Here is a 14,938-nt window from a genome sequence, read left to right on the forward strand (position 1 = left end):
AGTTTACTCTACCAGCGAAAGTGCCTGGGCTTCTTCCGTCCGCAGGGAAAGGCTATGGCCACACACATCTATACAAAGTGGCCCGCCAGAGGTGGTTTTAAACCTCAGGCTAACTTCTGTTCCCGGCAAACAGCCCATTTCAAGGAGCTTAATCGTCCAGCGGTTCTGGCGAAGCTGCTTTATAATTCCTTTTTCACCTAATTCAAGGTCTGCCACGCTTCTTCCTTTTCCTCTTGCTTTCACTATGTTCATTTCTTTGGCGCTGCAAATGTCAGCGAAAGATGTTACTTATCAAAATCTTCGTATACAATTTACTAAACACCCGGCGGTGGACTGTAGTTCAAAAGCTTCTCACTGTTTAGGCTGTAAAACTTACACGCTTTCCATAAACCTTTCCGGAGCACGGTCGTAGATTCTGGTATGGAAAATACAGACAAAAGAAATACCGACGAAAATAAAGAGCAACAACAGCAGGAACAGCAAAAAGGAGCTCAAAAGCAGGAACAGCCGCATAAGAAGCATGGTCTGCCTCCAAAGGAAGAAGATGAGGAAAAGCGTTTTGGTGGATTAAATGCCGATAACTTTAAGAAGAACCTGGGCTGCGGAGGATAAGCCTCCAGCTTAAGGGAATTAGGCTGTATAAAACACCCGCTTGACTCTTTCGCCTACGCTGGTGAGGATCTCGTATGGAATAGTGCCGATGCTGTCGGAAAGGAGTGTGATCGGCCTTTCCGGCCCGAAAATGATCACTTCATCACCTTCCTCTGCGTCGATGCCGGTAATATCTACCATACACATATCCATACATACCCTGCCAATGATGGGAGCCAGCTGGTTTTTGATGAGTACCTGACCGGTGCCATTACTAAAACGGCGATCGTAGCCATCGGCATATCCTATGGCAATAGTAGCTAGCAGAGTGTCTCTCATGGCCCGTTCGCTGCGGCTGTAGCCTACACTTTCCCCTTTCTTTACCTTTTTGATTTGTGAAATAGTAGTTTTTAAGGTACTTACCGCCTGCAGGGCCTCCTGTTCCTGCCGGTTAACTTCTGCACCATAAAGACCTATGCCCAGCCGAACCATGTCGAAATGGTACTCCGGAAAGCGTAAGATGCCAGCCGAATTTACCAGGTGGCGGAGGGGCTGCCCCGGTAATTCATGGCAAACCTGCTCCGTAAATTGTTGAAAAAGCTGTGCCTGCTCGTGCGAAAAATCATTAAAATCAGGACTATCCGCTCCTGCCAGATGGCTGAAAATGCCACTTAGCTGCAGGTATTGGCTGTTGTCAATCAACAGCTGGCGGGTTTCGGCCAAATCTTCCTCTTCAAGACCAAGGCGGTGCATACCAGTGTCCAGCTTAAGGTGTGCCTGCAGGCTTTTCCCCTGGGCCTTTAGCCAGAGCAGCAGTTCCTGCAGGAAGGATAAACTAAATACCTCCGGCTCCAGCCGGTATTCCACCAGCTTATCGAAGCTTTCCGGCGAAGGGTTCATTACCATTATGGGTACATCAATACCTGCCTGCCGGAGACCTACCCCTTCATCTGTATAAGCTACGGCCAGGTAATCTACTTTCTGGTATTGTAGCAGCTGTGCAATTTCATGGCTCCCGCTGCCATAGCCAAATGCCTTGACCATTACCATTATTTTAATGCCGGGCCTGAGTTTGGAGCGGTAGTAGTTAAGGTTATGGGTGAGGGCGTCGAGGTTAATTTCCAGTACCGTTCCATGAATTTTCTGCTGTAGCCTTTGCACAATCCTTTCAAAGCCAAAAGGGCGGGCACCTTTTACCAGTATCAGCTGGTGGCGGATGCTGCTCTCCGGCCTGCTTTGTAAAAAATCTTCGGTTTTGGAAAAAAAGGAGCTCATTGAAACATCTGAAAAAGCCTCTTTTGCTTTGCTGATGGCCGGTCCAATGCCTATCAGGTGGTCGATACCATGGTTATTTAGTAGCAGGGCCACCTGCCGGTACAGTTGTGCATCGGCTACGCCCGTCTGGAGCAGGTCGGAGAGAATGACGGTTTTGCTCGACAGTTGCTTTTGCTGCTGCATAAAGTCGAGGGCTACCTGCAGGCCGGCCAAATCATTATTGTAGGTATCGTCGATTAAATAACTGTGGTTGATGCCCTGCTTCAGTTCCAGGCGCATGGCCAGGCGATGCAGGTTTCGGAGCGCAAGCGGGAGACTTTCGGCCGGATAACCTAATGCCAGGTAGCAAACCAGGCAGTGTAGACAGTTTTCAATTGAGGCGGATTCTTTAAAGGGGATCTCGAACCGACCCTCTACCGCGCCTGAAAGTTGCAGCTGCACACCACTGGCCGTTGGAGTCTCCACAACAAACACTGGCGCTGAGCTATCTGTGCGGCTCCAGCCAATTAGTTGCTTATGTGGGTAAAGCGCCTGTAGGGTCTGGTGAATGAGCGGGTAGTCCTGGCAGTAAATAATTTTTTGGCAGCTGGCAAACAGCAGGGCCTTTTCTTTAGCCTTTTGCTGTTGGGAGGCAAAGCCTTCGCTGTGGGCAGTGCCAAGGTTGGTAAAGATACCCGTTTGAGGCTGGAGGATAACAGCCAGCTTCTGCATTTCGCCGGTGGTGGAAATGCCTGCCTCAAATATGCCAAGACTGTGCGGAGCAGCAATTTGCCATACAGAAAGCGGAACCCCTATTTGGGAGTTGTAGCTCTTCGGGCTCCTGACTACCTGCTCGTGCTGGCTCAGCAGGTTTGCCAGCCATTCTTTTACAATAGTTTTTCCGTTACTTCCGGTAATGGCAATCAGCGGGAGAGAGAACTGGCGCCGGTGATGGGCAGCGATCTGCTGAAGAGCATGTACAGCACTTTTTACCTCTAGTATACCGGCTTCCGGTAACTGCTCAGGTATGAAGTCAGCGCCCTCTTCCACTACAAAGTAGCGGATTCCCCTTTTATATGCTTCGCCAGCAAATGCGTGACCGTCGTGACGTTCGCCTTTTATGGCAAAAAACACAGCGCCACTGGCATAGATAAGCTTTCGGCTATCCGTTAGCAGAAACTGAACAGGCGCATTGGCACCTGCAGAAAGCAGTTTTCCACGGGTAATCGTTTCCAGCTCGGCAAAATGAATCATGCAGTTGTAAAGAGGGTGATTGTTGGCTAACGAATAAATTAAAAGTTTCTGCCTTCTTAAATTTTCCGGGCTATTAACTCAACCGGCTGTAGGGTTCAGTTAATGAAGCTTACTTCCATTTGGCACTTTGGCCGACGGTTCTGCTAATATAATGTGTCCTTCTGCATCGGCAAAACCCGTAACCAGCACTTCCGACATAAAATCTGCAATTTGCTTAGGAGGAAAGTTAACCACGGCCAGCACCTGCCTGCCGATAAGAACTTCCGGCTGGTAGTGATGCGTGATTTGGGCGCTTGTCTTTCGGACACCCAGCTCCAGCCCAAAATCCACCCACAGCTTGTAAGCAGGCTTTCGTGCTTTTTCAAATGGCTCTGCCCTTATAATAGTACCCGCCCGCAAATCTACTTTAGAAAAATCTTCCCAGCTGATGAATTGGTCATCCATAAATTTTAAAATAAGTAGGTGAGCCTCAATTTAAAGAATTCATTAGGGCTGGGACAAAATACCATCAAAATTATTTGGTGAATCTTTAACAATAATTAACATGTAAATATTACAGGGTGATCGGAAAAGTCGGGAACCTTTTGTATTTTTACCTAAAATAGATTCAGGAAACTAAGTCGCGTACGGTTATGAAACTTTTATACCTCTTCACCTTCTCATTTTTATTGTTTGGGGCCGTGCAGTTAGCAGAGGCCAATAACGGACATAAGGGTGCTCAGGGAGAAAAAAAGGCCATTAGTCTTACAGATCCTGATAGCGCCTATCTGCAGAACAAGAAGCAGGAACAAGCTACTGTACTGCCGGAAAAAGCGACAGAAGCTGTTGTTGCGCCCAAAAAGAACGTAAATCTGCCGAAAGAAAAAGGGAAGTCAAGCAGTATGTCTTTTAATTTCCTTTACTATCTCTTCTATAAGTTCAGTGTTACCGAATTCTTTGAAACGCCAGACTACAATGGTGGTGCCAGGGCTATTCTGATGAATTTGTTTTAGCCTGTATAAGGTCTAACAGGACCGCTGGTGTAGGCGCCAGAATGAAATGAATGAATACCTCTTTAAATCACCGCGATTAGGCTTTCGCACCTGGAAAGAAAGCGATATCCAGAGTTTATCCGAAATCAATACTGATAAAGAAGTGATGGAATTCTTTCCATGCCTCCTTACTGAACAGGAAACCCATAACTTTCTCAGGAGAATGCAATCTCAGTATACTGAGAGAGGCTTCTGTTACTTTGCCGTAGAGAAACTGGAGAATCAGGAACTCATAGGTTTTACCGGTTTATCTGAGCAGGATTTTGAAGCAGAGTTCACCCCTTGTATCGACATTGGCTGGAGGCTTAAAGAAATTGAGTGGAATAAAGGCTATGCTACTGAGGCTGCCAGAGCTTGTTTGCATTTTGCTTTTCATCACTTAAAAATCAAGAAAGTGTATTCCATGGCTCCGATCGTAAATGAAAGGTCGGAACGGGTGATGAAAAAATTAGGTATGGAAAAGATTGGGACATTCCTTCACCCGAAGCTGCAGAATAATGAAAGGCTAAGGAGTTGTATCCTTTATGAAATATCAAAATAATCCGGGCTTGCAAATTGTCCGTGAAGGCTATCCGGCTACTATAGATTTGTTGATATAAAAAAAGCATGTTCCGCTCCGAAACATGCCCTGCTGTTTTCTTTTTCCTTAATCTCTATTTTGGCTCCGAGTAATGCTGGGTAAAACGCTCGATATCTTTTAGCTTAATCTTTCCTTCGTAATAGGCTTTGTTGAAGATTACAGCCCAAATGCCCAGTTCGTTGAGTTGTTCAATATCGTCAACTGAACTAACCCCTCCACTGGCCAATACACAAAGGCTGGGGTATTTATTCAGTAAGTCTTTATAAAGGTCAAAGGAAGGTCCCTGCATTTCGCCGTCTTTTGCAATATCCGTGGTTTTTACATATTTAAGACCGCGGTCGTAGAAGTACCCGATATGGTCCATTACATCAATATCAGTATCTTTCTGCCAGCCCCGGATGGCAATTTTGCGGTCCAGCGCATCGGCTCCCAAAGTTATTTTTTCGCGGCCGTAAGAGAGTAGCCAGGATGCGAAAAGCTCCCGGCGCGCAACGGCAATACTGGCAGCGGTAATATAGCTGGCGCCATACTCATAGGCCTTGCTGATATCGCCATCAGTAGTGATGCCTCCCGAAAAGTCAATTTTTAAATTGGTATAGCCGGCAATGGTTTCGAGCACGCCATAGTTGACCGGGTGCCCCTGGCGGGCTCCTTCCAGGTCGACCATATGGATCTGGTCGATACCATGATCTTCAAATTTTTTGGCTACCTCGAGCGGATTAACATCGTATTCTGTTACGCGGGTAAAGTCGGCTTTTTGTACACGTATTACTTTCCCCTTCATGACAGATATAGAAGGAATGATTTTTATCATAAAACAAAAATATTATAAAAGGCTATCGATGAAAATAACTAAAAGGTTTCGCTTTCCTTCTTATACGGCACTTACTTGACAGCAGGAGAGCGATCGGAACAGTTGTCTTTGTTGAAACTTTAAAAAATCCCTGTTTTCGAGTCGGAATATACTAATTTTATCTGAGCTTTACAAGCTTAAATCCTTCGCCCCTGATGCTCATGATCTGCAGCTCCGGGTCTTCCTTTAAAATCTTTCTCAGCTTGGTAATATACACGTCCATGCTCCGGGCATTGAAATAACTATCGTCGTGCCAGATAGATTTGAGGGCCGTGCTCCGGTCGAGGGTGCGTCCTTCGTGCTCAATGAGCATTTTAAGCAGGGCTGCTTCTTTGGCCGTAAGGCTGATTTGTTTTTCGCCCAGCCTTAGCTCCTGCTGCTGGGGTAAGAAAGTGAATTTCCCTACCTGTAAGGGAGCATTGGCAGGTTGCCTGTTGGGTTGCGGATGCGCCCGCTTGAGAATGGCATTGATGCGTAAAAGAAGCTCCTCAAGACTAAAAGGCTTGGTTATGTAATCGTCGGCTCCCAGGCGGAGGCCATGCAGGGTATCTTCTTTCAGCGATTTGGCCGTTAAAAAAATTATAGGGGTTTGTTTGTCCTGCTTCCTGATTTCTTCGGCCAGGGTAAAGCCATCTTTCAGCGGAAGCATAACATCCAGCAGGCAGAGATCATATTGCCCCTGCTGGTAAGCCTTCAATCCTTCCTCACCATCGGTGGCCAGGCGGGTTTCGTAGCCCTTTACTTCCAGATATTCCTGCAGGATCTGGCCCAGGTTTGGGTCGTCTTCGACCACGAGCAGTTTAGCTTTTTGCATTTGGTTGAGTTTTGGGGAGCTGAACAATAAAACGGCTGCCTTGTCCGGGTTTGCTTTCGGCCCTGATGCTGCCGTTGTGCGCTTCTACGCTAAATTTAACATAGGCAAGACCCAGGCCAAAGCCTTTTACATTGTGAATATTTCCGGTAGGCACCCGGTAAAATTTCTCAAATATTTTAGAAAGGTTTTCCCTGCTGATGCCAATGCCTTTGTCTTCCACAATAAGCTGCAGAGCAGGCTCCCCGGCTCCATGGCGAATATTGGTAGTGCTGATTTTTACCTCTACCTCTCCCGGGGAATACTTAATGGCATTGTCGAGTAAATTGCTGATGATGCTGTTCAGGTGCATAGCATCGGCCTCTATTATGGGATCTTCTGCCTCCAGCTGAAGGTGTATTCTTCCACGATTCCCGGTTGGCCGGCTCTCCAGCTGTAACTGCTGCTTTTCGGCCATGCGTTCAATTAGCTCGTGAACGTTGAGGGCCTCTGGTTTAAGTTCAAGTCTCTGCCGGTCAAGGCGGGCAATCTGCAGCACCTTTTCGACCTGGTGGCCCAGGCGTACATTTTCCTCGCGAATAATACCCAGGTAGCGCTGCAGAATGTTTGGCTGCTGGCTTACCTCCGGATCACTCAGGGCCTCGCAGGCCATACTAACGGTAGCGATAGGCGTTTTAAACTCATGCGTAATATTATTAATGAAGTCGTTCTTCATTTCGCTGAGTTTCTTTTGCCTGAAAATGGTATGGATGGCATAAGCAAAGCAGCCAATTACCGTCAGCATCAGCAACGCGGAGGAAGCAAGGGTAAAACCTACCTGTTTTAGCAGGTAGCCTGTTTTATTCGGGAAGCTCACTGCCAGAATGCTCTGGCTTCCAAAAAAGTCATTAGGAAAAAGCGCTGCTTTATAGGGGCTTTCGACTAACTCCTGCGGCACCTCTGCAGAATAGTAGACAAGCTTCCGTTGCGGAATATTAATAACGCCATATTCATAGGCAGCCCCCACGCCATGTTCCTGAAAGGTTTTATGGAGCAGGGTATCGAGTTGCTGCTGGTTTATTCGCTCCTCTATTGGTTCATTTTCCTGGAAAAACTGGGAGATTACCACGTTGGCATACTGCTGCTTCTCTCTCAGGTGCTGCTGTATGTCGCGGGCAATCCTTTTCTTCTCCTCCATATTCCTGAGCTGTTCTTCCAGTTGCTGTCTCCGGTCCTGCAAGCTTTCCAGGCGGGAGGACATCCACTCCTCCAGCGGTACGGGCGGCCTTTCCGGAAAGTTTTCTCCCGGGACTGTATCTGGTATGGGAGGAGGAGGGAGGGCCAAGCTATCTTCCATCAGTTCCAGGTAAGGGTTTCCCTGGCGGCTATATATCTGTACCCTTGGGTGGCTTCCCTTTCTTTCTCTATCGCGGCGGGCAGCCGTGGCTTCTTTTCCATGATTGTTATAGCGAAACGAGTAGGAAGAGCCAACAGATAAGGAAATAACCTCCTGTTTCTCCAGTCGCTGGGCTACTTCGGTCAGGGCCTGCTGCACTTCCTGTTCGAACTGCTGCTCGCTGAGTTGAATGGCATTGCGAATCCAGTAAAGCTGAAAGGCTATCAGACCCAGCAGGGCAAGGCTCATCAGTGCAATCAGGATATATATTTTTTGCCGCTTCATGGACCTAAAAATACGTAGAAAACAGGCGAATAATTCGCTTTTAACGTTCTTTAACATTAATTAACTGGTCATTAACAACTTACGGGCCGCTAATCGCTTATGTTTGTATGCATACACCATTCTGATTTTATTGCTATGAAAAAGATTTTTTTACTCACCAGTCTCTTAATGGCTGTTGCCCTGTTGCAGGCAAATGCCCAGGAAAAAGAAACCACCATTAAAGTCCGGATAGAGGACAATGGAAAGCTTATCGAGAAAACCTATAATAGCGAAGAGGCCCTGGAGAATGACCCGGAGCTGAAAGAGCTGGGAATTGAAGTGGAGGCCGAAGACGGGCGTATTCAGGTACACAACAAAGGCAACAGTAAAGTAATGATTTCTCAACACTCCGGCGGAGGCAATGGAAATGTGTTTATATACCAGAGCGGTGCAGGAGCTAACTTTTTTGCCGATAGCATTCCCTTTCCCGCCATTCCTCCTCACCCCGCTTTACCTCCCCACATTATTCGCATGGATAGTGTAGATTTTGTTTTTAGCGATTCTTTAGGGGAAATGCCCTCGGTCGCTTTCTTCAGGATGCAGGACCACAGAGGAGAGCTGGACTCGCTCATGGAAGGGATGATGCATAAACGCTTTGAAATGAGAATAATGCGTGACAGCCTTCGCCATGGACGCCTGCAGGAAATGCGTACCGCACAGAAAGAAATGCGGGCAGAAATGCAAGAGATGCGCCAGCAGATGCAGGAGTTAAGACGCCAGTTAAGGGAAGAGCGCCAGTATATCGTTATTGAAAACCTGAGCAGGGAAGAAGCAGAAGAGCTGAATGTGGAAAAGCAGGAGCTAAGGCTGGAAGACCTGCAGTTTTACCCTAACCCGTCCGACGGGCAGCTCAGGGTAAAATTTGAGGCTCCTGAAAACAGCCCGGTGCAGCTAAGGCTTACCGATACCGCCGGCCGCACCATTTTAGAAAAAAGCAGTTCCCCTGCCAACGGAAGGCTGGAGGAAAATATTGAACTGGAGGGGCAGGAAAGCGGGATATACATCCTTCACATCATCCAGGATGGCCAAATGCTGAGCCGCAAAATTATGCTTAAATAGGCCGGCATGTAATTTGAAGGCACTTTAAAAAAGATCAGTAATAAAAGGAAGGGGAAAACCTTCCTTTTTTTTGTGAAACATCCCTTATCTTTACCCTCTTAATGGAGACACATGGAAATTAAAGATAACGCCTATACCATTCAGGGCCTGAAGGTGCTGGATATTTGTGAAGAGTATGGTACGCCACTCTACTTATATGATGCCGATAAAATTACCACTCAGCTGAATAAGTTGCAGGAAGCATTTGAGGGGCTGAATGTTCGCTTTAAATATGCCGCGAAGGCGCTTACCAATATCAATATCCTGAAGCTGATGAAAAAGCAGGGGGTAGGGCTGGATGTGGTATCAATACAGGAGGCCTGGCTGGGGGTAAAGGCCGGTTTTGAGCCTAAGGATATTATGTATACTCCTAACTGTGTTTCTTTTGAGGAAATAAAGATGGCCGTGGAACTGGGCGTTACCATCAATATCGACAATATCAGTATACTGGAGCAGTTCGGGCATGAGTATCACGATACGGTCCCCTGCTGCATCCGACTGAATCCGCATATTATGGCAGGGGGTAATACTAAAATTTCGACCGGCCATATCGACTCCAAATTTGGTATTTCTGTTTTGCAGATGCGCCACCTGCTGCGGGTGGTCGAAACTAATAATATTAAGGTAAAAGGCCTGCACATTCATACCGGCTCCGATATACTGGATGCTGAAGTATTTCTCCGTGGCGCCCAGATTGTGTTTGATGCAGCCCAGGATTTTAAGGACCTGGAATTCCTTGATTTTGGCAGCGGCTTTAAAGTAGCCTATCGGCAGGACGATGCCACCACTGACCTGAAGCAGGTAGGAAGCCGTTTAAAGGAAGCCGTCGATAAATTTAATGCGGAATACGGGCGTGAAATGGAAATTTGGTTTGAGCCAGGCAAGTTTCTGGTAAGTGAGGCTGGCTACCTGCTGGTGCGCACCAATGTGATTAAAACCACGCCGGCGACTGTTTTTGCCGGGGTAGACTCGGGCATGAACCACCTGATCCGACCTATGATGTACGATGCCTATCACGATATGTTTAACCTCTCCAATCCTTCCGGTACCAGCAGGGTATATACGGTTGTAGGCTATATCTGCGAAACCGACACCCTGGGCAAAGACCGTAAGCTGAACGAGCTGCGCGAAGGCGATGTACTGGCTATAAAGAATGCCGGTGCCTATGGCTTCAGCATGTCCAACAATTACAACAGCCGTTTTCGCCCGGCTGAGGTGCTAGTCATCAATGGCGAAGCCAAGCTTATCCGCAAGCGCGAAACCCTCGACGATCTGCTCAGGAACCAGGTAGAGGTGGATTTGTAAGTTTTAGACGGTTGAGATTTGAGACAGGAGAAGGATTTATGGCTGCTGGTATTGAGAGAGAAATAAAACCAAAAGGCACAGCAGGCGGTCGATCAGGTGCTCAAAGGCCGGCAAAGGGCTGTCCTTTAAAGCTCTTTTGTTGATTTAAAGGAATTGCCGCGCTGTGCTCGTAATGGCAGGCTCTTTATTTGTTAAGCCTGTCGCAATAAGCGCCTTTTTTTAGTTCAGCGCCTTTTCCTTCCCGGCTCTTGATTCTACTGCCTCCTATCTCAAGTCTCAAATCTCCTGTCCCAGGACTACTTCCGCATATTCCGGTAAGTGCGAATGCGGACAATGAGCCAGATGACCAGCAGGAGGATAAAGACCCAGGAAGGGATTTGCTCGTTCAGCATATACTCATTCAGGACCAACAGCAAAATGGCAATCAGCAGGATGATGAGGGAAGTAAAATTGTTGTTTCGCATGGGAGAGAAGTTAAAGCTGCAATTTAATGAATTGGTTTGAGAATGGCACGGCAGGGCGCACCGTCCCCTTCCTTCAGTTTTAGCGGCAGGCAGCACAGTTCATAATATCCCGGCTCAGCTTCGGCCAGTACTAAACCCTCTATTATCCAGATATCATTCCCGAGCAGGGTCTGGTGTACAAATACTTCGTTTTTGTTATAGCCGGCTACCGATACATAATCCACCCCTACCAGCTTAACCCCCACTTCAACCAGGTACTCGGCCGCTGCATCGCTGAGGTGGACAAAATCTTCAATAAAAGGCTGGGTCCACCATTCGATGGCTGACATCCTGCTTTTAATCAGGACCCGCTCTTCACCGGCAATGCAGGCTTTTTGCAGGTCTTCGATCGTAATCTCATACTGACTGTCCACCCAAATAACTTTTGCCCTGCCGCAGACTACCTCCAGTGGAAGCGCATCGAGGGTTTTGCCATCGTTGAGGAAATGACGGGGCGCATCCATGTGTGTGCCGGCATGGTTAATAGTATCGATGCGAAGGGTGTTGCCCATATGCCCCAGCGCAATGCTGGAGCCGGTACTGATTTTTACGCCTTCCACACCCGGCCACACGGGGGTAGTGTTGGAAAAGGGAGCGGTAATATCGATAATGGAGGACATAAAAAAGTGTTGGTTTACCCTGTAAAAAAGAGAAGCAGGGCATTTTGTTTAGGAAGAAGGGGAAGAAAAGGCTCTGCAGCCCTTATTTCTTCTTCCCTTCGTAGATGAGTTCACCCTCCTGGTTCCATTCCTGTGCAATATACGGTCTGAAATTATCAGTCCATGGATCGGGGGCATACTGAATTTCTTTCTTTCGTCGCTGACGGAGCGGGTAGTACTCGGTCCAGGTGCCTACTTTTTTATCGTAGCGGTATTCGCCCCGTACTGCTACCTGTCCGGATGGGAAGAAGAGGTAGTAGTTGCCTTCTTTTTTTCCGTACTCAATCGGAATCACCTCTTTCATTTTAGTGGCTTCCCTGTCGTAATAGCTGATCTCGGATTCTTTAGGCCAGCCTTTGATATATTCCTGCTTACTTTCGAGTGCCATATAATCCTGCATTTTCCGGTAAGTGGTCCAGCGGCCATGTTTGGTGCCTTTGTAGAAGATGCCCTTTACAATAATCTCCCCGTCTTTTTCTACCCGGTAGGGGCCATGAAGTAGCATACCTTCTTCCGGTGTGGGTGTTCCCCCCTTCTTTACGCTCTTGCTTTTGTATTCATACCAGTAAATATCACGCACATAAGGGTCCGGCTGTTCCCATTCCTTCAGGATGTGGAAAATTTCTATTTTTTCATTCTGGCCAAAGCCGCTTTTGGCATAAGCCTTTTTTGTTTTGATATCGTAGAAAACATTCTTTTTACGTTTCTTTTCCGGTATCTCCTCCTCTTCTTCCTCTACCTGCATGCTCAGGTCGATGGTGAGAGGCTTCTCCAGCGGATCGTTCAGCTCCAGCGGTTCTGCTGTACGGGAGGTATCCTGTTCATTTTCCAGCGGAGCCGTTTGCGGTTCTACCCCGCTGGTATCTACCTGTGCGAAGGCTGGTAAACCTGCAAAAAAGGTAAAGAAGAGCAGCAAAAAGCCTTTCTCAAAATTTTTCATACCCATCTAACGAAAAGCGAGTCCATATAATTTACACGAATATGAAAAAATTGATTGGAAAAGGGAAGGAGTTGGTGGTTTTAGGGATGAAATGGGTTGATAGAGGGATTTAGAAAGCTTGATTGAGATAAATCATTTTGTATAAAATAAATTGGGGATTTTTGTATATTCGAGGGGAGCAGTGCATTGCTTTACGTTATCTATTTACCATATGGCGTAAAACAGCAAGTGCACTTGCTGTTTTGTGATAGTTAGGCAAAATTTACAGCTCCAGCATGTTAAATAGCGATGAATTAAGCTCAAATAAGACAGACTTGTTGGCTTCATTAGCAAAGTCTTCAGTCGGAATTGTTCCTTTTGCTGGGCCATTACTTTCAGAAATAGTAGGCTCTGTTATTCCAAATCAAAGGATTGACAGATTAGCCAAGTACATAAAGGTTCTTGATGAAAAATTATCAAGCATTCCTGTAGAAAAAATAACAAAACTGATAAATAACGAAGAGTTTATTGATTTAATTGAGGAAGGTTTTTTTCAGGCTTCGAGAGCTATAAGTGATGATAGGAGGAAGTATATAGCATCCATCGTCTCCAATGGGATAGCAGATGATTCTATTGAGTTACTTGGGTCTAAGTATCTGTTAAAAATTTTGGAAGAGTTAAATGATGTTGAAATAATTTGGCTTAAATCCTACTATAATTCTTCCATTGGGGGTGATCAGGAATTCATGAAAAAGCATGAAAATGTACTCACTCCAATTTACGCTACTGCTGACGATGATGAGACTTCAAACAATAAATCCGCCATCCAGAAAAGTTACAAAGAACACTTAGAACGGATTGAGCTAATAAAAAGAAGTATAAGATTTAATAGATCAACAGGTCTTCCGGAATATGATAAGAACACAGGGGAACCTAAAATTTCTTATAGAAAGATTACACCACTGGGAAAGCTACTTCTTGATCGAATGGGCCTTATTGGAGAAAATAAAGAATAGAAACTTTGCCTAACCCAACAAACAGGTTATTGGGCATTAACTTGTAAATTCAGGCGTCACAGCCACTTATTAACTAAATCGCAAACGGAAGCCGATGTGTTATTTAAATGCCCAACACCCAGTTTGCGAACCGTTGCATTAAATCCGCATGAGAGTACAATTAGATTCCTATAGCATTGAGGAAATTGCCAAATTAAGACAATCAACAGGCTTAGCGGACAGACAATTGGCCAGGATGTTTGGGATAAGCGAATCAAAAATTAAAAAGGATTGTAATCTTCCTTTAGTTACTACCACAGATTTTGTTTTAGGAGCCTTGATGACTAATCCAGTATCCACAGTAAGCGAGATTGTCGCGTTTGTTGATTTCAAGAATAAGGTTGGACTTACGGATAAAGAGATAAAAGAAACGTTAAAAATGCTTCAGAAGAAAGGATTAGCGTTTAAAGTCAATGAAACATGGAGTTGGAGTGAACGTTTGGTGGAGACTTTTGATAATAAAACTGAAAAGTTGGTTGCAGAGCTGACTTTGGCAAGATTTGATTTAAATCAAATGAAGACTGCTTTTGCACCTGCGATTGAAGGAGACCCGTTAATGTACAATATGTATGAAATAAATAATGAAAATTACGAACTAGTCGATGGTTTGTGTGAAATCAGTTTTGATTTTGATAGTTACAGCTACTATTTAGCCTGTAGACAAAACAAGAACGTAACCTAACCACAACAACATGAACGGCTGGTTTACTGGTGCAGCGAAATTAGTTGTTATTTACTTTCTTCATGTAGGCTGACAGTAATCTGGCCACTTACCACAGTTGCTGTCTTTTTTGCAACATTAGGGTGCATTCAGACCGGTAGAAACCTTATTTCCAGATTTAAGTATAGTGGATATGAACTATCAAGAATATATAGAAACTCGGGCCGACAAGAGATTTGGCAAGCCCTGTATAAAAGGGACAAGGATAACAGTTTATGATGTTCTGAACTGGCTATCAAATGGAATGACCAAGCAGGAGATTATGTCTGATTTTGACGAACTGAATGAAGATATGATTAATGCCTGTCTTGCATTTGCAGCCGATAAGGAGCATAAACTTAAGATAGCCTCTTAAAGCTACTTTTTGACCAGAACATCTTCCCAAAAATTGTCAAACAGCTTAAGGATATATTTCCTGAAGCTAAACAGGTGCGTCATTTTGGATTAGAAAGTGCTTCAGACATTCCGGTTTTCGAGTTTGCAAAAAAAAATGGTTACGCTGTCGTGACACAAAGAATTTATGAGAAAAGAAGTCTGGACTGTACGGGAGTGTAAACGCAACTGTGTCAACTGGCTTTTTCGGTGTTACGGCGAAGCCTAACGCC

17 protein-coding genes and 1 pseudogene are annotated in these 14,938 nt (G+C 45.7%); 9 read left to right on the forward strand and 9 right to left on the reverse strand.

Going from position 1 to position 14,938, the window contains the following annotated elements; genetic code table 11:
• Window positions 1-3: 3 nt before the first annotated feature.
• The gene (locus tag F752_RS0117820) at window positions 4-252 is read right to left on the reverse strand and encodes a FeoA family protein (protein ID WP_017733109.1); all 249 of its coding nucleotides are present in this window, start codon (window positions 250-252) and stop codon (window positions 4-6) included.
• Between the two features lie 168 nt (window positions 253-420).
• Between F752_RS0117820 and F752_RS0117825 the strand changes: the two genes are divergently transcribed.
• A complete protein-coding gene (locus tag F752_RS0117825) occupies window positions 421-612 on the forward strand; it encodes a hypothetical protein (protein ID WP_017733110.1) in 192 nt (63 codons plus the stop codon).
• Window positions 613-630: 18 nt separating this feature from the next.
• Here F752_RS0117825 and F752_RS0117830 read toward each other — a convergent pair whose 3' ends face one another.
• Both F752_RS0117830 and F752_RS0117835 read right to left on the reverse strand, forming a co-directional pair.
• Window positions 631-3,099 carry a bifunctional UDP-N-acetylmuramoyl-tripeptide:D-alanyl-D-alanine ligase/alanine racemase gene (locus F752_RS0117830; RefSeq protein ID WP_017733111.1) on the reverse strand — a complete coding sequence of 823 codons (2,469 nt, stop codon included), beginning with the start codon at window positions 3,097-3,099 and terminating at the stop codon, window positions 631-633.
• Window positions 3,100-3,198: 99 nt separating this feature from the next.
• Window positions 3,199-3,543: a tRNA-binding protein gene (locus F752_RS0117835; protein WP_017733112.1), complete on the reverse strand. Its 345-nt coding sequence runs from the start codon at window positions 3,541-3,543 to the stop codon at window positions 3,199-3,201.
• Window positions 3,544-3,731: 188 nt separating this feature from the next.
• Here F752_RS0117835 and F752_RS0117840 point away from each other — a divergent pair, with 188 nt between their 5' ends.
• On the forward strand, window positions 3,732-4,091 hold the full coding sequence (locus F752_RS0117840; RefSeq protein ID WP_017733113.1) for a hypothetical protein: 360 nt from the start codon (window positions 3,732-3,734) through the stop codon (window positions 4,089-4,091).
• 46 nt (window positions 4,092-4,137) lie between these two features.
• Window positions 4,138-4,671: a GNAT family N-acetyltransferase gene (locus F752_RS0117845; RefSeq protein ID WP_017733114.1), complete on the forward strand. Its 534-nt coding sequence runs from the start codon at window positions 4,138-4,140 to the stop codon at window positions 4,669-4,671.
• A 112-nt stretch (window positions 4,672-4,783) separates the two neighbouring features.
• Here the strand turns inward: F752_RS0117845 and F752_RS0117850 are convergent, their stop codons facing one another.
• The 3 genes from F752_RS0117850 to F752_RS0117860 all read right to left on the reverse strand — a co-directional run bounded on the left by F752_RS0117850 (window position 4,784) and on the right by F752_RS0117860 (window position 8,034).
• Window positions 4,784-5,524 (reverse strand): 1-(5-phosphoribosyl)-5-[(5-phosphoribosylamino)methylideneamino]imidazole-4-carboxamide isomerase, encoded by a 741-nt coding sequence (locus F752_RS0117850; protein ID WP_040664840.1) that lies wholly within the window; start codon window positions 5,522-5,524, stop codon window positions 4,784-4,786.
• Between the two features lie 157 nt (window positions 5,525-5,681).
• Window positions 5,682-6,377, reverse strand: a complete 696-nt coding sequence (locus F752_RS0117855) for a response regulator transcription factor (protein WP_017733116.1) — start codon at window positions 6,375-6,377, stop codon at window positions 5,682-5,684.
• A complete protein-coding gene (locus F752_RS0117860; RefSeq protein WP_017733117.1) occupies window positions 6,364-8,034 on the reverse strand; it encodes a sensor histidine kinase in 1,671 nt (556 codons plus the stop codon). The genes F752_RS0117855 and F752_RS0117860 overlap by 14 nt, the downstream gene beginning before the upstream one ends.
• Before the next feature lie 135 nt (window positions 8,035-8,169).
• Between F752_RS0117860 and F752_RS0117865 the strand changes: the two genes are divergently transcribed.
• Together F752_RS0117865 and lysA are read left to right on the forward strand one after the other, a co-directional pair.
• Entirely contained in the window at window positions 8,170-9,132 is a 963-nt protein-coding gene (locus F752_RS0117865; RefSeq protein ID WP_160164133.1) for a T9SS type A sorting domain-containing protein, read from the forward strand.
• Between the two features lie 111 nt (window positions 9,133-9,243).
• Window positions 9,244-10,476 (forward strand): diaminopimelate decarboxylase, encoded by a 1,233-nt coding sequence (gene lysA / locus F752_RS0117870; protein ID WP_017733119.1) that lies wholly within the window; start codon window positions 9,244-9,246, stop codon window positions 10,474-10,476.
• Between the two features lie 296 nt (window positions 10,477-10,772).
• On the opposite strand, the gene F752_RS26450 is transcribed toward lysA, so the two are convergent.
• From F752_RS26450 to F752_RS0117885, 3 genes are all read right to left on the reverse strand, one after another.
• Window positions 10,773-10,940, reverse strand: a complete 168-nt coding sequence (locus tag F752_RS26450) for a hypothetical protein (RefSeq protein WP_017733120.1) — start codon at window positions 10,938-10,940, stop codon at window positions 10,773-10,775.
• Window positions 10,941-10,963: 23 nt separating this feature from the next.
• Entirely contained in the window at window positions 10,964-11,599 is a 636-nt protein-coding gene (locus F752_RS0117880) for a cyclase family protein (RefSeq protein ID WP_017733121.1), read from the reverse strand.
• A gap of 82 nt (window positions 11,600-11,681) precedes the next feature.
• Entirely contained in the window at window positions 11,682-12,578 is an 897-nt protein-coding gene (locus F752_RS0117885) for a toxin-antitoxin system YwqK family antitoxin (protein ID WP_236614030.1), read from the reverse strand.
• Window positions 12,579-12,853: 275 nt separating this feature from the next.
• Between F752_RS0117885 and F752_RS0117890 the strand changes: the two genes are divergently transcribed.
• The 4 genes and pseudogenes from F752_RS0117890 to F752_RS26300 all read left to right on the forward strand — a co-directional run.
• The gene (locus F752_RS0117890; protein ID WP_017733123.1) at window positions 12,854-13,573 is read left to right on the forward strand and encodes a hypothetical protein; all 720 of its coding nucleotides are present in this window, start codon (window positions 12,854-12,856) and stop codon (window positions 13,571-13,573) included.
• A gap of 148 nt (window positions 13,574-13,721) precedes the next feature.
• On the forward strand, window positions 13,722-14,294 hold the full coding sequence (locus tag F752_RS0117895) for a DUF7683 domain-containing protein (RefSeq protein WP_017733124.1): 573 nt from the start codon (window positions 13,722-13,724) through the stop codon (window positions 14,292-14,294).
• Between the two features lie 172 nt (window positions 14,295-14,466).
• Window positions 14,467-14,688 (forward strand): DUF433 domain-containing protein, encoded by a 222-nt coding sequence (locus tag F752_RS0117900; RefSeq protein ID WP_017733125.1) that lies wholly within the window; start codon window positions 14,467-14,469, stop codon window positions 14,686-14,688.
• 11 nt (window positions 14,689-14,699) lie between these two features.
• Window positions 14,700-14,888, forward strand: a pseudogene (locus F752_RS26300) (DUF5615 family PIN-like protein); the annotation flags it as partial.
• Window positions 14,889-14,938: the final 50 nt, after the last annotated feature.

The organism is Nafulsella turpanensis ZLM-10, assembly GCF_000346615.1.
In the GTDB taxonomy this organism is placed as follows: domain Bacteria; phylum Bacteroidota; class Bacteroidia; order Cytophagales; family Cyclobacteriaceae; genus Nafulsella; species Nafulsella turpanensis.

Excerpts from the sequence above, each read along its gene's own strand:
- F752_RS0117820 (WP_017733109.1), bottom strand. The coding sequence starts at position 252 with ATGAACATAGTGAAAGCAAGAGGAAAAGGAAGAAGCGTGGCAGACCTT.
- F752_RS0117825 (WP_017733110.1), top strand. The coding sequence starts at position 421 with ATGGAAAATACAGACAAAAGAAATACCGACGAAAATAAAGAGCAACAA.
- F752_RS0117830 (WP_017733111.1), bottom strand. The coding sequence starts at position 3,099 with ATGATTCATTTTGCCGAGCTGGAAACGATTACCCGTGGAAAACTGCTT.
- F752_RS0117835 (WP_017733112.1), bottom strand. The coding sequence starts at position 3,543 with ATGGATGACCAATTCATCAGCTGGGAAGATTTTTCTAAAGTAGATTTG.
- F752_RS0117840 (WP_017733113.1), top strand. The coding sequence starts at position 3,732 with ATGAAACTTTTATACCTCTTCACCTTCTCATTTTTATTGTTTGGGGCC.
- F752_RS0117845 (WP_017733114.1), top strand. The coding sequence starts at position 4,138 with ATGAATGAATACCTCTTTAAATCACCGCGATTAGGCTTTCGCACCTGG.
- F752_RS0117850 (WP_040664840.1), bottom strand. The coding sequence starts at position 5,524 with ATGATAAAAATCATTCCTTCTATATCTGTCATGAAGGGGAAAGTAATA.
- F752_RS0117855 (WP_017733116.1), bottom strand. The coding sequence starts at position 6,377 with ATGCAAAAAGCTAAACTGCTCGTGGTCGAAGACGACCCAAACCTGGGC.
- F752_RS0117860 (WP_017733117.1), bottom strand. The coding sequence starts at position 8,034 with ATGAAGCGGCAAAAAATATATATCCTGATTGCACTGATGAGCCTTGCC.
- F752_RS0117865 (WP_160164133.1), top strand. The coding sequence starts at position 8,170 with ATGAAAAAGATTTTTTTACTCACCAGTCTCTTAATGGCTGTTGCCCTG.
- lysA (WP_017733119.1), top strand. The coding sequence starts at position 9,244 with ATGGAAATTAAAGATAACGCCTATACCATTCAGGGCCTGAAGGTGCTG.
- F752_RS26450 (WP_017733120.1), bottom strand. The coding sequence starts at position 10,940 with ATGCGAAACAACAATTTTACTTCCCTCATCATCCTGCTGATTGCCATT.
- F752_RS0117880 (WP_017733121.1), bottom strand. The coding sequence starts at position 11,599 with ATGTCCTCCATTATCGATATTACCGCTCCCTTTTCCAACACTACCCCC.
- F752_RS0117885 (WP_236614030.1), bottom strand. The coding sequence starts at position 12,578 with ATGAAAAATTTTGAGAAAGGCTTTTTGCTGCTCTTCTTTACCTTTTTT.
- F752_RS0117890 (WP_017733123.1), top strand. The coding sequence starts at position 12,854 with ATGTTAAATAGCGATGAATTAAGCTCAAATAAGACAGACTTGTTGGCT.
- F752_RS0117895 (WP_017733124.1), top strand. The coding sequence starts at position 13,722 with ATGAGAGTACAATTAGATTCCTATAGCATTGAGGAAATTGCCAAATTA.
- F752_RS0117900 (WP_017733125.1), top strand. The coding sequence starts at position 14,467 with ATGAACTATCAAGAATATATAGAAACTCGGGCCGACAAGAGATTTGGC.